At 51.4% G+C, this 15,679-nt stretch carries 13 protein-coding genes; 6 read left to right on the forward strand and 7 right to left on the reverse strand.

Annotated features, from left to right (window positions below; all coding sequences use genetic code 11):
* Positions 1-50: 50 nt before the first annotated feature.
* A complete protein-coding gene (gene helD / locus NXT09_RS06320; RefSeq protein WP_268579167.1) occupies positions 51-2,108 on the reverse strand; it encodes a DNA helicase IV in 2,058 nt (685 codons plus the stop codon).
* A 197-nt stretch (positions 2,109-2,305) separates the two neighbouring features.
* Here helD and NXT09_RS06325 point away from each other — a divergent pair, with 197 nt between their 5' ends.
* The gene (locus tag NXT09_RS06325; protein WP_010276031.1) at positions 2,306-2,752 is read left to right on the forward strand and encodes a YccF domain-containing protein; all 447 of its coding nucleotides are present in this window, start codon (positions 2,306-2,308) and stop codon (positions 2,750-2,752) included.
* 20 nt (positions 2,753-2,772) lie between these two features.
* Positions 2,773-4,908 carry a YccS family putative transporter gene (gene yccS, locus NXT09_RS06330; protein ID WP_268579168.1) on the forward strand — a complete coding sequence of 712 codons (2,136 nt, stop codon included), beginning with the start codon at positions 2,773-2,775 and terminating at the stop codon, positions 4,906-4,908.
* A 14-nt stretch (positions 4,909-4,922) separates the two neighbouring features.
* Here the strand turns inward: yccS and NXT09_RS06335 are convergent, their stop codons facing one another.
* A complete protein-coding gene (locus tag NXT09_RS06335; protein ID WP_205554675.1) occupies positions 4,923-5,543 on the reverse strand; it encodes a TfoX/Sxy family DNA transformation protein in 621 nt (206 codons plus the stop codon).
* Between the two features lie 223 nt (positions 5,544-5,766).
* On the opposite strand from NXT09_RS06335, the gene sulA reads away from it, so the two are divergent.
* Positions 5,767-6,273 (forward strand): SOS-induced cell division inhibitor SulA, encoded by a 507-nt coding sequence (gene sulA, locus NXT09_RS06340; RefSeq protein WP_095699904.1) that lies wholly within the window; start codon positions 5,767-5,769, stop codon positions 6,271-6,273.
* A 362-nt stretch (positions 6,274-6,635) separates the two neighbouring features.
* On the forward strand, positions 6,636-7,721 hold the full coding sequence (ompA, locus tag NXT09_RS06345) for a porin OmpA (RefSeq protein ID WP_205554647.1): 1,086 nt from the start codon (positions 6,636-6,638) through the stop codon (positions 7,719-7,721).
* A gap of 152 nt (positions 7,722-7,873) precedes the next feature.
* On the opposite strand, the gene matP is transcribed toward ompA, so the two are convergent.
* Positions 7,874-8,332: a macrodomain Ter protein MatP gene (gene matP / locus NXT09_RS06350; RefSeq protein ID WP_014915873.1), complete on the reverse strand. Its 459-nt coding sequence runs from the start codon at positions 8,330-8,332 to the stop codon at positions 7,874-7,876.
* 177 nt (positions 8,333-8,509) lie between these two features.
* On the opposite strand from matP, the gene NXT09_RS06355 reads away from it, so the two are divergent.
* Positions 8,510-10,279: an AAA family ATPase gene (locus NXT09_RS06355; RefSeq protein ID WP_268579169.1), complete on the forward strand. Its 1,770-nt coding sequence runs from the start codon at positions 8,510-8,512 to the stop codon at positions 10,277-10,279.
* Between the two features lie 91 nt (positions 10,280-10,370).
* On the forward strand, positions 10,371-10,889 hold the full coding sequence (gene fabA / locus NXT09_RS06360; protein WP_014915875.1) for a bifunctional 3-hydroxydecanoyl-ACP dehydratase/trans-2-decenoyl-ACP isomerase: 519 nt from the start codon (positions 10,371-10,373) through the stop codon (positions 10,887-10,889).
* 93 nt (positions 10,890-10,982) lie between these two features.
* On the opposite strand, the gene NXT09_RS06365 is transcribed toward fabA, so the two are convergent.
* From NXT09_RS06365 to betI, 4 genes are all read right to left on the reverse strand, one after another.
* Positions 10,983-11,636 (reverse strand): tellurite resistance TerB family protein, encoded by a 654-nt coding sequence (locus NXT09_RS06365; protein ID WP_205554651.1) that lies wholly within the window; start codon positions 11,634-11,636, stop codon positions 10,983-10,985.
* Positions 11,637-11,782: 146 nt separating this feature from the next.
* The gene (gene betA, locus NXT09_RS06370) at positions 11,783-13,462 is read right to left on the reverse strand and encodes a choline dehydrogenase (RefSeq protein WP_268579170.1); all 1,680 of its coding nucleotides are present in this window, start codon (positions 13,460-13,462) and stop codon (positions 11,783-11,785) included.
* A 19-nt stretch (positions 13,463-13,481) separates the two neighbouring features.
* A complete protein-coding gene (gene betB, locus NXT09_RS06375) occupies positions 13,482-14,954 on the reverse strand; it encodes a betaine-aldehyde dehydrogenase (RefSeq protein WP_268579171.1) in 1,473 nt (490 codons plus the stop codon).
* A gap of 69 nt (positions 14,955-15,023) precedes the next feature.
* Positions 15,024-15,611, reverse strand: coding sequence for a transcriptional regulator BetI (betI, locus tag NXT09_RS06380; protein ID WP_268579172.1), 588 nt, complete (start codon positions 15,609-15,611; stop codon positions 15,024-15,026).
* Positions 15,612-15,679 lie beyond the last annotated feature (68 nt).

Raw genomic sequence — 15,679 nt, forward strand, 5'->3', positions numbered from 1 at the left:
CGTACTACGCTGTCGACGCTGGTCTCTTCTGTTTTACTTCTCTCTTTTCGTTACCCCGGCTTACGCTGCGTCGGTACACCTAAGCGATGAAGATGTTCAATAAACACCGATGGATTCGCCACATCCTGTAGCAACCACACGCGATGTTTCGCCCTCGTCAACGCCACATACAGTAAACGCCGCTCTTCCGCATCGGGGAAGTCCTCCGGTTCAGGTAACAGCACCGCTTCAATCACGGACTCTCTTGCCGGTGCCGGGAACCCGTCTTTCCCTTCATGCATGCCCACGATAATGACATATTCCGCCTGCTGCCCTTTGCTGGCATGCACCGTCATGAAATCAATGTGCAAATTAGGCCATTTTGTTGCTGCCTTCTCTAAAATCGCCGGGCGTAAATGGTGATAACGCGCAAGCACGAGAATGCGTTCATCCGCTTTCACAAAACCGCTCAGTTTATCCAGAAGTGGCTCAAGCTGCTCCTGAGGCAGAATAGTCACCGCTTTTTTATCCCCTTTGCTCAGGCTATTAAGCGGTTTCTTCAACTGATACGGGTTTTGCTGTATGAACGTATTCGCAATTTCACCAATGCGTTCATTAAAGCGATAGGTGGTATCCAGCGCGCATTGCTCGCCTACGCCGAAATGCTGTTCAAATGCCGTCGTCAACGCCAGCTCAGCACCGCTAAAACGGTAAATGGCCTGCCAGTCATCCCCAACGGCAAAAAGACAGGTGCGACTATTTTGTCGACGCAGTGCTGCAAGTAAACTCGCACGCTGTGGCGAAATATCCTGAAATTCGTCTACCAGAATGTGCTTCCATGGGCTCACAAAGCGCCCTTTATCCAGCAGGTTCACAGCCTGATGGATGAGGCCAGAAAAATCGACCGCGTTCTCGTCCTTAAGCGCTTTTTTCCAGGCTTTCAACAACGGTGCCATCAGGCGAATGCGCTGCTGAAACTCTGTCCGAATGGATTCTGGTGCCTGCTCAACCATTTCACTCTGGCTGCCGCCGTGCATACGCATCAATCCTAACCAGCGCTCAAGTCGCCCGGCCAACCGCCCCGCCAACTTCGGATCGTTCCAGAAATCGCCTTCTGGCACATCCCACTCCAGCTCTTCCGTTAACCAGCGTCGCCAACCGTTAGCCTGCGTTTTTTTCTCTGCACACTGCTGCTGCCAGTGAGAAATCAGCAGTTCGCGACGCTGTTTCGCATCACTTTCTAACTGGCTTATCATCGGGGCCTTGCGGCTAGCCTGCTGAATGATGTGCAATGCCAATGCATGGAACGTCTTAGCCTGAATCTCATCCGTATGAAGCCGCTCCCGAATGCGATCGTTCATCTCTTCTGCCGCTTTACGGCCAAATGCCAGCAGCAAAATTTGATCGGGCGTGGCCTCTTGTCGGTGCATTAACCACGCGGCTCGGGCCACCAGCACGGAGGTTTTTCCGCTGCCAGCCCCAGCCAATACCAACACGCCCTCTTCGCCATTAATCACCGCTTTACTCTGCGACACATTTAATGGCGAACTCTCCACCGTTTCAAAGAAAGCCTGTTCTGCCGCCAGCGTGCGATCCATCCATGCCTGATTCACCGCCGTGCGCATCTCATCACCCTGCTCAAGCCAGCGTAAGCAGTGCCAGTAGTTATCACGGCAGTTATCAAAAGTTTCAAGACGAGAAACAGGCAGAGGCAAAGCCCCCAGCGAATCGCGAATGGCATTCTGCAACGTAGTCAGGGCCTGACGGCTAAACCATTTGTCCTGCTGCGTCAGCGTTTGAATATTGTCCGTTTGGCGCTGCAAAACTTCAGCGCTGATCAGACTCATCTCCTCGCTCCAGTCGAGCCAGGATTTTAGAAGATGGCGGTAAAAAGCCTGCGTTTCCTGCCACTCTGTTCCGTGCAGGCGCACCACTTTTCCGGCTGGCAATTCAAATTCCAGCTCTCCCCACACCAGCCCTCTTTTACAATGAATACTCAGCAACTGATTAAAAGGGATCAGGTATTGATGTTTATCGCCACTCACTTCGACACCGGCATTCAATAACCGCACCCGATTGTAGGGATGCTGGGCCAGATGTTTACCTAACGAGGTAGATTTCAGTTCCATGATGTTCGCGCCATGACTATGTGAGAGGTTATTTGTCCATTTTTTGTCGTTTATCTGTTCCCTAGTTTACCCGTTATCGGACTTCACGCTCTAGCCTTAAAAACAGGTTAGGATATCCTACTGCTTAATGTGATAATTCTTTTACCATCAGCGAGTTTGGGACGTTATCTGGTTACCTTACAAGTACAGGAGAGACTATGCGTACTGTGTTGAATATCCTTAATTTCGTATTAGGTGGTTTTTTCACCACGTTAGCCTGGCTTCTGGCAACAGTCGTCAGCGTGTTGCTGATTTTTACCTTACCGCTAACGCGCTCATGCTGGGAAATCACCAAGTTGTCGCTCTTGCCTTATGGTAATGAAGCGATCCATGTTGATGAGCTACGCCCAGATGAAAAGAGCGCCATTCTCAGCGCGGGCGGATCGCTGCTGAACATTTTCTGGTTCATTTTCTTTGGCTGGTGGCTTTGCCTGTCGCACATTATTACAGGCATCGCACAGTGCATTACGATCATTGGCATTCCTGTTGGCATTGCCAATTTTAAAATTGCCGCCATCGCGCTGTGGCCAGTAGGGCGTCGCGTGGTTTCCGTCGAACTGGCGCAGGCAGCGAGGGAAAACAATGCCCGCCGCCATTTTCGCTAACGGCATCTAAGGATATTACGTTGCTCACCTTCGCCCCGGGAATTCGCCGCTATGTGTATAACAGCAGCTGGCTGTATACCATTCGCATCCTTATTGCACTGAGTGGTGCGGCGGCAGTTCCCTGGTGGCTGGGTCAGCCAACATCGACAATCCCCGTCACGCTTGGCGTCGTCGCGGCCGCCCTCACCGACCTTGACGATCGCCTCACCGGGCGCCTGCGTAATTTGTTCATTACGCTGGCCTGTTTTTTTGTCGCTTCCGTCTCGATCGAACTGCTTTTCCCCCACCCCTGGCTATTTGGCCTCGGTCTGGCGGTATCGACCTGCGGCTTTATTCTGCTCGGCGCATTAGGGCAACGCTATGCCACCATCGCATTCGGCGCACTGCTGATCGCGATTTACACCATGCTGGGCATATCCCTTTACGACAACTGGTATCAGCAGCCCATCATGCTGCTGATCGGGGCCTCCTGGTACAATCTGCTGACGCTATTCGGCCATCTGATCTTCCCCATCCGCCCGTTGCAGGATAACCTCGCGCAGTGTTATCAGCAGTTGGCCCGCTATCTGGATGCCAAAGCCAACCTCTTCGATCCCGATATTGAAGAAGAAACTGACAAGCCCCTCATTGACGTCGCGATGGCAAACAGCCAACTGGTTGCGACGCTCAATCAGACCAAGTCATCGCTGTTAACGCGCCTGCGTGGCGATCGCGGTCAGCGCGGGACACGTCAAACGCTGCACTACTATTTCGTCGCGCAGGATATTCACGAACGGGCCAGTTCGTCGCATGTTTACTATCCACAATTGCGTGAGAAACTGCGTTATAGCGACGTCCTCTTTCGCTTTCAGCGCCTATTGAGTATGCAGGCCAAAGCCTGTCAGCAACTGTCGCAATCCATTCTACTGCATCAAAAATATCAGCATGACGGCCGCATTGAGCGGGCTTTCGTGCATCTCGAATCTGCTATTGCGCGTATCGCTGCCAACAACATGGCGGACGCCTCGCAAATTAAGGCGCTCACTTATCTCTTAAATAATTTACGCGCCATTGATGCCCAGCTCGCGACTATCGAATCCGAACAGGCCATTGAGCAAGAGAACAACCCGGAAAACACGCTGGCAGACGACAAAATCACGGGCTGGAGCGACATCCGCTTGCGCATTAGCCGCCATCTGACGCCACAGTCAGCGCTGTTTCGTCATGCCATCCGTATGTCCGTGCTGCTCTGTAGCGGCTACGCGTTGATTCAGATAACGGGCCTGCAACACGGTTACTGGATTCTGCTCACCAGCCTGTTTGTTTGTCAGCCTAACTATAACGCCACTCGGCGGCGGCTGACGTTGAGAATCATCGGGACATTGACAGGTATTTTGCTCGGCTTACCCATCCTGTACTTCGTTCCTTCGCTGGAAGGACAGCTAACGTTGATCGTTATTAGCGGCGTACTATTTTTCGCCTTTCGCAACGTGCAGTACGCCCACGCGACCATGTTTATTACGCTGCTTGTCCTGCTCTGTTTCAACCTGTTGGGTGAAGGCTTTGAGGTTGCGGTGCCACGCATCATTGATACGCTACTCGGGTGTGCCATCGCATGGGCGGCGGTGAGTTTTATTTGGCCGGACTGGCGCTTCCGCGGTCTGCCAACCGTCATCAATAAGACATTGGACGCCAACTGCCGTTATCTTGATGCGATCATGGTCCAATATTATCAGGGGAAAGATAATAGCCTGCCTTATCGTATTGCCCGCCGCGATGCGCATAACTGCGATGCCGAACTGGCATCCGTTGTGTCGAATATGTCTTCAGAACCTCATGCGACCAGAAGCAAGCTGGACAGCGCCTTCCGCTTTATGTGTCTGAATCATACGTTGCTAAGCTATATTTCGACGCTCGGCGCACACCGCGGGAAGATTACCTCAACGGAAACGCTGCAGTTGCTGGATAATGCCGTTTGTCATGTTGATGATGCGCTACACTGTAGCGAAGAGGAAAGTTTGCGTATCAATCAGGGATTGAAAACCATTACCGCCAGCCTTCAATCCCTTTCACCCGAGTCAGACAGTAAAGAATCATTAATTATTCAGCAAATCGGCCTGCTGATCGGTCTCTTACCTGAACTCGTACAGCTAAAAAATGACATGATGACACAGTGAAATAGACGCATCCCTTAGTGCTTTGGCCCTTTGGAGACCGCATTGTTTTTATACCATTCCAACAGTTCATTGCGGATACCGCGAGGGAGTGCCGCCTGATGTGTGCCGCAAATGGCGCCAGCCAGCGCCAATAGCACATTAACACTCAGATTAGCGCGAACCTTTCTCAACTCGAGATAGCTGTTTTTCGCACCATAATGCTGTAATTCATCGACATTCTTGATCCCCGCTTTCCACAGTAGCCGCTCGATATCGTGGTTAAGATTCGGAAGATCCTTTAACCGCCCGTTGGTACTTCTGACTGCTTTATCATACTGCGCGCCTCCCAACGCCAGATGGGCGAAATACAATAGCTGCTCAGATTCTTGCCATAATGCGTCATCGACAAGAAAGTAATTCAACGGAACGGGCATACCGCGCTTGGTATAAATCAGATTAGGCATATCACGCTGCTGAAAATATTTTTCATCCTTCTTACTGGCGCGAAGATAAAGCTCCCCTTCAGACACCAGTCCAAAAATCGTTTTATTTGCTGCGATGCTGTAGCCACCAAATTGGGAACGCGAAGTGATGTCCCCCAAAGATGAAAAAGACTGCTGAGATTGCAAAATCCTTTTTTTGCATAATTGCTTCATTGCCATAATCCTTAGTATTGAAATGATCTCGTCCTGAACAATTAAAAATATTTGTAGCAGGAACAAATAATTAACCACAGCCCCGATGCGGCTTCAAACAGTAAATGTGTTTACTGTCCCTTACATAAGGAATATGCGAAGCGCTTTCAAAAAATCAGGTTGATTTTCACGCATACAGCAGATACTGTATGTTCATACAGTAACACTATGGGTAGAACTCATTATGCGTACGCAATCAATCCGCTCTCACAACATCGAGCCGTCATCATTTTCTGCAAATCAACACGCTGCGGAGCCCTCGGTTGCCACAGGTGGAATTATCAGCGAAATCGTGTACAACGCCGATCAGCCCATAGTCACACACCTGTTATTACCGCTTTTACAGCAGCTAGGCACGCAGTCTCGTTGGCTGTTATGGCTTTCGCCACAGCAAAAATTGAGCCGCCCTTGGGTCCAGCAATCTGGGCTGCCGCTGGATAAAATGGTGCAACTCCACCACATCAATCCGCTGTTTACAGTTGATGCCATGGAAAGAGCCTTGCTGACAGGGAATTACAGCGCTGTTTTATGCTGGTTACCGCACGAATTGACGGAAGAAGAGAAGGTTCGGTTACGACACGCCGCACAGGCAGGAAATACGTATGGCTTTATTATGCGGCCAGAAAGTGCTGGCGGTGACGCCTATAGACTGTTTCCTAGCCTTAAAATTCATTCGACATTGTATCATTAAGTAAATTAAGAATTTTCTCAGCTTATCCAGGTTATATGTCTTGTCGATCGCCGCAGAGCGGTATTCTGCGGGCTTTTTGGATATATTTGATACAGCTAAAAGGCGTAAGATCTGTCAAAAGCATCTACTATTTGTTAGCAAGTATGTATGAATCGTGCGATTTTCTTATGACGTAAATCACATCATACTTGTAACTTTCTCATCACGTTGTAGACTTTAACTCGCTGGAGTTGCTCTTTTATAACGTCAGTTGACTGACAGCGAGTCATAAATAAGGGCAAAGTCTCCGACCAAAGGATTTTAACCAAAGGTTTATTAGCCCTCCGGGTTAATTGCCGATTTGGATGATAATGAGGCGTAAAATGAAAAAAACAGCTATCGCAGTTGCAGTGGCACTGGCTAGCTTCGCGACCGTCGCGCAAGCAGCTCCTAAAGACAATACCTGGTACACCGGTGGTAAACTGGGTGTGTCTCAATTCCACGATACTGGTTTCTACGGCAATGGTTACACCGGTATCAATAACAACCCGATCAAAAGCAAGTTAGGCGCTGGTGCATTTGTTGGTTATCAAGCCAACCCGTACCTGGGCTTTGAAATGGGCTACGATTGGCTGGGCCGCATGAAGTATGCCGGTTCTGCTGCTAACGGAGCAGACAGCGCAAGCTTCAAAGCACAGGGCATCCAACTGGCTGCTAAACTGAGCTACCCAGTTCTGCCTGATCTGGACGTTTATAGCCGTCTGGGCGGCATGGTATGGCGCGCAGACAGCCACGCGGCTATCGGCGGCGGCGACATCAACAACGACGACACTGGCGTTTCTCCGCTGGCTGCAGTTGGTGTTGAATACGCTATCGACAAAAACTGGGCTGCACGTGTTGACTACCAATGGGTAAGCAACATTGGTGATGCTGGTACCGTTGGTGCCCGTCCAGACAACCTGCTGATGAGCGTTGGCCTGTCTTACCGTTTCGGCCAGGATGACCGCGTAGCACCAGTTGTTGCTCCGGCTCCAACTCCAGCTCCGGCTCCAGTTGTTGAAACCAAGCGTTTCACGCTGAAATCTGACGTCCTGTTCAACTTCAACAAAGCAACGCTGAAAGCAGAAGGCCAGCAATCACTGGATCAACTGTACACCCAGCTGAGCTCTCTGGATCCGAAAGACGGTTCCGTTGTTGTTCTGGGCTTCACTGACCGTTTAGGTTCAGAGCAGTACAACCAAGGCCTGTCTGAAAAACGCGCACAGAGCGTCGTTGATTACCTGGTTTCTAAAGGTATCCCTGCGAACAAAGTCTCTGCTCGTGGCTTAGGTAAATCTCAACCAGTTACCGGTTCTACCTGTGACAACGTGAAACCTCGTGCTGCGCTGATCGACTGCCTGGCACCGGATCGTCGCGTAGAGATCGAAGTTAAAGGCATCAAAGACGTTGTAACTCAGCCTCAGGCTTAAGTTATTAACGAAAAAAAACCTCGCTCCGGCGAGGTTTTTTTTATGCAGAACATCCTTGTCCGTCACCCTGTGGGCCGTTGCTTTGCAACGTTGAAAACGCTCCCTGCGTTTTTTATGCATGTTTGTCAGTGCGATCAATGACAAAAAACCAATCACGTCTCGTCTTTATTCAGAATGGCTTTAAGATCCTGCTTAAGCAGCGACATCTGGCTGGCATATTTTTCCTTGTGCTCAGCGTCTTCGATTAACTGCACAATCGTTTCTGATAAGGTCACCCCACGTCTCTGAGCGAGAGCCGCAAGACGCTGCCAGACCAGATATTCCAGATCGATCGATTTCTTGCGTGTATGCTGGTGCTCTGCGTTGAAATGACGTTTACGCCGTGCACGAATCGTTTGCTTCATCCGGTTTTCTAATGAGGGATTCATACATTGTGCAATCCACTCCAGCACTTTCACCGGCTGATTTTCCATTTTAAGCAATGCCTGTACGGCGTCATCCGCAGCGCTTTGCTCGAGAAAACGCGTAATCTCTTCTCCCTCCCGATGCTTCTTCACCAGGTATTTCCATTTCCACCCGCACTCAAGATTTTCTAGTTGTTGATATTTCATATTAAATTCTTCAGTGACCGCGTAACGTGACTTTCAGCATAACAGTTTTCCCTGATTTTGACCGCTTTCTAGCGGCTTTCTGACAGCTTTTAAGATGATTAGCCAAACGCGGTCGGAGCTTCAACGTATGAAAGATGACGGAGAGATGACTCTCCTTATGCGAAGTCTAGATTATTCTTGTATAATCACGCTTTTCCTTCAGACGATTACATTGATACTTTGACCAGTAACCGACTCTCATGGCAGCATTTACTGCCCAATAATACGCCTTATCAAACGCTATTCACTCAGGCAGCTCAACTTGCTCCTGCTGAATTCTCCGCTATTCAGTCGCGTCTGGCAGACAGCCTGACGCTCTTTTGCCACCCTCGTTCCCCTTCCCGCTTTATGCTGTTGAAAGCGCAGGAAAACGATGAATATATGGCATTGATCGCCCGTGCGCTGAGCGCCATCAGGCCAGACTCCGGGGCGATACATGGCAGTAAATATATCATTGAGGGTCGTCATATCCGGGTCGAACCCGCTACACAGCATGCTGATAATTTTGCCGCACAGCAGCTCTGTGGTTATCAGGAATGGATTGAACCTGAACAGCTCTTCGGCTGCGTACGCAGTTTTCACGATGAAATCACGCTGCATCCAGGGCTGATTCATCAGCTTAACGGCGGCACGTTGATCCTAGCGGCCAGAGCGCTGCTGGCTCAGCCGTTGATGTGGCTGCGTCTGAAGCAAATTATGGCTGAAGGCATTTATCGCTGGCAGTCACCAGACGAGCGCAAGCCACTTCCTGTTGATGTGCCACCGATGCCGCTTGATATTCGCCTGATCATTCTCGGTGACCGTGAAAGTCTGGCAGATATTCATGATATGGAGCCGGAATTAGGCGAACACGCTATTTATGGCGAGTTCGAAGCACAATTGCAGTTGATTGAAACGGATGACATGGCGCGCTGGTGCTCCTACATCAATGCACTATGCAGCGAAAATCAACTACCGCTGCTGGATGCCGATGCCTGGCCGGCATTAGTGAACGTTGCAATACGCTACAGCGGCGATCAGGGTAATTTGCCATTATGCCCACGCTGGCTAACCGGTCAGTTAAAATATGCATCTCTATACGCCAGAGATGGTCAAATCACGGAGCAGGCGCTGGTTGACGCCGTTGCCGCTCGCCAATGGCGTGAAGGCTACCTTCGTGAACGTATGCAGGATGAAATAGAATTAGGCCAGATCCTGATCGAAACGGAAGGCGAAGTCGTCGGCCAGATTAACGGGCTTTCCGTATTGGAATTTCCAGGCTATCCCGTTGCCTTTGGCGAGCCGACACGTATCAGCTGCGTGGTTCACGCTGGCGACGGTGAATTCACCGACGTTGAACGCAAAGCCGAACTGGCTGGCAATTTACACGCCAAGGGTATGATGATCATGCAGGCGTTCCTGATTACGGAACTGGAGCTTGATCAGCAACTGCCTTTCTCGGCTTCCATGGTCTTCGAACAATCGTACAGCGAAGTTGATGGCGACAGCGCCTCACTGGCGGAGCTGTGCGCGCTGGTTAGCGCCCTCTCCTTGCGGCCAATCAATCAGCAGTTCGCGGTGACCGGATCCGTCGATCAATTTGGTCACGTGCAACCCATTGGCGGCGTGAATGAGAAAATTGAAGGTTTCTTTGAGGTCTGCCAGCGTCGTGGATTGACGGGAACACAGGGCGTGATTTTACCTGCGGCTAATTTACGCCATCTCTGTTTACAGGAAGATGTCGTTGAAGCAGTACGCGAAGGGAAATTCCATCTTTTCCCGGTAGAAACTGCGCCGGAAGCGTTGTCATTATTGACCAATTTCGCTTATTACGATGAACAGCAGCCAAACCTGCTGTCCGCCATTCGTGAGCGAATTGGGCAACTTACACCGCAAGAACGTAGACGTTTCCCTTGGTTTTTCCGTTAAACCAACTGGTTCAACCAGACGCAACAGACTTGCCCAGCGTACAGGTGTACGCTAACCTGCGTGCTTCATTAAAACAAGGCTTACAGAGACCATGGTAGATAAACGCGAATCCTATACAAAAGAAGACCTCCTTGCCTCCAGTCGTGGCGAACTGTTCGGCCCGAACGGCCCTCAGTTGCCTGCCCCTAACATGCTCATGATGGACCGCGTCGTTAAAATGACGGAAGACGGCGGTAAGTATGGCAAAGGCTATGTGGAAGCCGAATTGGATATCACGCCTGACCTGTGGTTCTTCGGCTGCCATTTCATCGGCGATCCGGTGATGCCAGGTTGTCTCGGTCTGGATGCCATGTGGCAGTTGGTCGGTTTCTATCTGGGCTGGCTGGGTGGCGAAGGCAAAGGCCGCGCGCTCGGCGTAGGTGAAGTCAAATTCACCGGACAAGTGCTACCAACAGCGAAGAAAGTGACATATCGCATTCACTTCAAACGCGTGATCAATCGCCGTTTGGTGATGGGTATTGCTGATGGCGAAGTGCTGGTTGACGGTCAACAGATCTATACCGCTGACGAACTGAAAGTCGGTCTGTTCAAAGACACCAGCGCTTTCTAAGTGTCAGACAGCACTGCGGGCGAAAACCTTTCGCCCGCGTTATTCGTTTATTTCTCTGACATTATCTCACCACCACTTAACCCACTCGCCCTACTATGATGGACTTTTCAGTTCATTGGTGATCGACTGCCGTACATCTTGCGGTATCTTCAATTCGGTCGCTAACGCATCCAGATAGCTTTTCTCCATGAAGTGATCGACATCAATGACCGCGCAGCTCAAGAAGTAGACCTCAAGCGCCTCTTCCTCATTTTTCACATCTTTTGCCAGCAGAATTGGATCAAGCGGTTGTTCTATGGCTTCCTGCACCCAGCGGTTCGCTTCACTGCCCAGTTGCAGTTGCTGAATATTTTCATCAATACGCTGTCTCTCAGTCGCATCAATATGACCGTCACTTTTAGCAGCAAAAACCAGAGCCTGAATCAGACGGCGGGCACGAATATTGTCAGCCGAGGACTGGGTGCCAAACTGCGGATCGTCCTGATGCGTATCGCGAACGCGTTTTTTGTACTGGTTCCACAACACCACGCCCGCCGCAGCACTACCGCCAATAATCAACGCATTTTTACCCAACGACCCCATGATTTTCCGCGTGGACTTATTCGATAACAATACGCCCGCCAAACCGCCCAGCGCAGCAGGCTTCAGCATATCGCCCAAATTGCCGTTTTTACCTCCTTGATGCTGATTCCCCTGCTTGCTACCGGAGCCCAATAAGCCCTGAATCTGTTGCAGCCAATTATTCATTTTCATTCCTCAAGGAAAAGTGACATCACTGATGGTGTTGCCACTCATAGTAATGGTGCGGAAGGCGTTTGTTTGTCAGATTGTGTATAGCAATGAAAAGTATGGACCGCGCTTTCTCTACGGTCCATCTGGCTATGCAGGAAACGTCACGAAGCCGACTTCAGTGGCGCTTTTCTCACTGGAGTATTTCCGGAAACATAGTAGCGCGCTTTGCTGCGCGGCAGCGGCTGACGTCGGCGGATTCGATCGGCAATTTTCTCGGCAATCATGATGGTTGTCGCATTCAGGTTACCGGTAATAATCTGCGGCATGATGGAAGCATCCACCACGCGCAGCCCTTCCATACCGTGAACCCGGCCTTGTCCATCGACTACCGCCATCTCATCCTCTCCCATCTTACAGGAACAGGAAGGATGGAATGCCGTCTCGGCGTGGTTGCGGATAAACTCGTCCAGTTCCTCATCGGTCTGCACCTCCAGCCCAGGGCTGATCTCTCGCCCACGGTATTTGTCCAGTGCAGGCTGCGCCATGATTTCACGCGTAATACGGATCGCATCGCGAAATTCCTGCCAATCCTGCTCCGTCGACATATAGTTGAACAAGATACTAGGGTGCTCACGGGCGTCCTTGGATCGTACCTGTACGCGTCCTCGGCTGAGTGAACGCATGGAGCCGACGTGCGCCTGAAATCCGTGCTCTTTCACCGCATTACTGCCGTTGTAATTAATTGCGACGGGCAAGAAGTGGTACTGAATATTCGGCCAGGCGAACTCATCCCGACTGCGAATAAAGCCGCCTGCTTCGAACTGGTTGCTAGCCCCAACACCAGTGCCATTGAACAACCATTCCGCGCCGATTTTGGGCTGGTTAAACCACTGCAACGCCGGATACAGCGATACAGGTTCTTTGCAGGCGTATTGCAAATACATTTCCAGATGGTCCTGCAAGTTCTCGCCGACGCCGGGCAAATCGTGCACCACGGGAATATCGAGACGCTGAAGCAGGTCTTTCGGCCCCACGCCAGAACGTTGCAGGATTTGTGGCGAGGCAATGGCACCTGCGCAGAGCAGCACTTCGCGGCGTGCCTTCGCCGTCTGCGCGCTTTCCCCTTTAAAGTAAGCCACGCCAACAGCACGTTTCCCATCAAAGAGAATTTTGTCGGTTAAGGCATGCGTCACGATGGTCAGATTTTTACGGCCTTTCGCCTGATCCAGATAGCCTCTCGCAGTACTGGCTCGACGCCCCTTCGGCGTGACGGTTCTGTCCATCGGGCCAAAGCCTTCCTGCTGATAGCCGTTAAGATCGTCCGTACGCGGATAACCTGCCTGTACGCCCGCTTCAACCATCGCGTGAAACAGTTCGTTGTTTCCCATCTTCGGCGTTGTCACTGAAACAGGGCCGCTCGCGCCATGATAATCATTCGATCCCACATCCCGCGTTTCCGCTTTACGGAAATACGGCAGGCAGTCAAGGTAACTCCAGTCTTCCAGACCCGGCATGGTCGCCCAGTTATCAAAATCCATCGCATTGCCACGGATGTAGCACATGCCGTTAATCAGCGAGGAACCACCCAGCCCTTTGCCGCGACCGCATTCCATACGGCGATTATTCATGTAAGGTTCTGGGTCGGTTTCATAAGCCCAGTTATAGCGCTTCCCCTGCAATGGGAAAGCCAATGCGGCGGGCATTTGCGTGCGAAAATCCAACCGATAGTCCGGGCCACCCGCTTCGAGCAGCAGCACGCTTACGTCGCTTTCTTCTGTTAGACGCGTTGCCAGCACGTTGCCTGCCGAACCGGCTCCGATAATGATGTAATCATATTCCATTAGGCTTTCTCCCCTTCGTTTAAAATACCGAGCGGAATTCACCCAGTTCAACCTGTACAGATTTAATTTGCGTATAGTGTTCCAATGTTGTTATGCCGTTTTCACGTCCGACACCCGAATGTTTGTAGCCGCCCACAGGCATTTCAGCCGGAGACTCACCCCAGGTGTTGATCCAGCAAATCCCGGCCTCAAGCTGATGAATCACCCGATGTGCCCGATTCAGATCGCTGGTCACAATGCCAGCCGCCAGCCCATACTCGCTATCATTGGCGCGGCGGATAACCTCATCCTCATTTTGATACGTCAGAATACTCATGACCGGGCCAAAGATTTCCTCGCGCACAATCTTCATGTCATCCCGGCAGTCCGTGAACACCGTCGGAGCAACGAACGCACCTTGCGCATACTTCTCGTCAGCCATCGGTTCGCCGCCCACCAGCACACGAGCACCTTCACGTTTCCCGCTTTCGATGTAACGCAGTACGGATTCTCTGTGCGGAAAGCTGACCAGCGGACCAAAATTCACCTGCTCGTCAGTCGGGTCGCCAATATGAATACGCTGAACACGCGCCAGAATTTTTTCCTCAAACTGCGCCTGCAATGCCTGCGGAATAAAGACGCGTGTACCGTTAGTACACACCTGCCCTGAGCTGAAGAAATTCGCCATCATGGCGATATCCGCGGCCTTATCCAGATCGGCATCATCAAAAATGATCAGCGGCGATTTTCCACCCAGCTCCATCGTGACGTCTTTCAGGGTCGAACCTGCGGCATTGGCCATTACCGTTTTCCCGCTGGCGATCCCACCGGTGAAAGAGACTTTGGCAATCCCCGGATGCGTGGTCAGTGCCTGACCAACGGATTGTCCCGTTCCCGTCAGCACGTTGAATACGCCAGCCGGTAACCCTGCCTCGGTATAGATTTCTGCCAGCTTCAGTGCGGTGAGCGACGTGACTTCACTGGGTTTGAAGATCATCGCATTGCCTGCCGCCAGCGCAGGGGCGGATTTCCACAATGCGATCTGAATGGGGTAGTTCCAGGCACCGATACCCGCGACCACGCCAAGCGGTTCACGACGGGTGTAGGCGAATGAGGTATCACGCAGCGGGATCTGCTGACCTTCCAGCATAGGAATCAGCCCTGCGTAGTACTCCAGAACATCCGCACCGGTCACGATATCAACCGTTCGAGTTTCCGAGAGCGGTTTGCCGGTGTCATGCGTTTCAAGCAAGGCGAGTTCATCATTGCGCTCACGCAGGATATCCACGGCGCGGCGTAAAATGCGCGAACGTTCCATCGCCGTCATGGCCGCCCATACTTTCTGCCCTGCGGTTGCTGCACTGACCGCACGATCAACATCAGCAGCAGTGGCCGACTGAATGTGGGCAATGATGTCGCCATTCACAGGGTTAATCGCCTCAAACGTCTCGTCACCCGTGCTATCGACATAAGTGCCGTTGATATAAAGCTGTTGTAAACCGTAGTGAGACATAAATTCTCCTGTCTGATGGCTGCCCGAACAAACGTTCCAGGCAGAAAAGGCAAAAATGATAAGGAAGGATTACACGCGGGCGAGTTGCTGTTCGATATAGTCGTAGGTAATGCTCAGCGCTTCTTCGCGGTTGAAGGCCTCATGGCTTAGCGCACCACGTAGCCACAGCCCATCGATCAGACCTGCCAACCCTTTTGCTGCAACGCGTGCGCTGTCCTTCGGCAAACAGCGGCTGAATTCGACACACAGATTGGAGTAAAGCCGCCGATCGTTAACCTGCTGTAGCCGGTGGAGCATGGGTGAATGCAGGCTACTGGCCCAGAACGCCAGCCAGGTTTTCATCGCCGCGCTATTCGTCTGGCTATCATCAAAATTCCCCTGAACAATCGCCCGCAAACGTGCACGAGGCGTGTTTTCCGTCAGGCTCAGCAATCTTGATTTCACCGCCAACCCCAGATGACTAATCAGATAGCGCATCGTCGCTTCCAGTAAGCCATTTTTATCGCGGAAGTAATGACTGATGATTCCATTCGACACTCCCGCACGTCGGGCAATCTGTACGATTGAGGCATCATGCATCCCTACATCGTTAATCGCGGCCAGCGTCGCGTCGATGAGTTGCTGCCGTCTGATAGTCTGCATTCCGACTTTAGGCACCGCACTTCCCCTTCATGTTCTTCCCTTCATTTTTGCGTGATGAATCACGGTAAACGACGGTGATTCAT

It is taken from the genome of Pectobacterium jejuense, assembly GCF_026800125.1.
GTDB classification, from domain to species: domain Bacteria; phylum Pseudomonadota; class Gammaproteobacteria; order Enterobacterales; family Enterobacteriaceae; genus Pectobacterium; species Pectobacterium jejuense.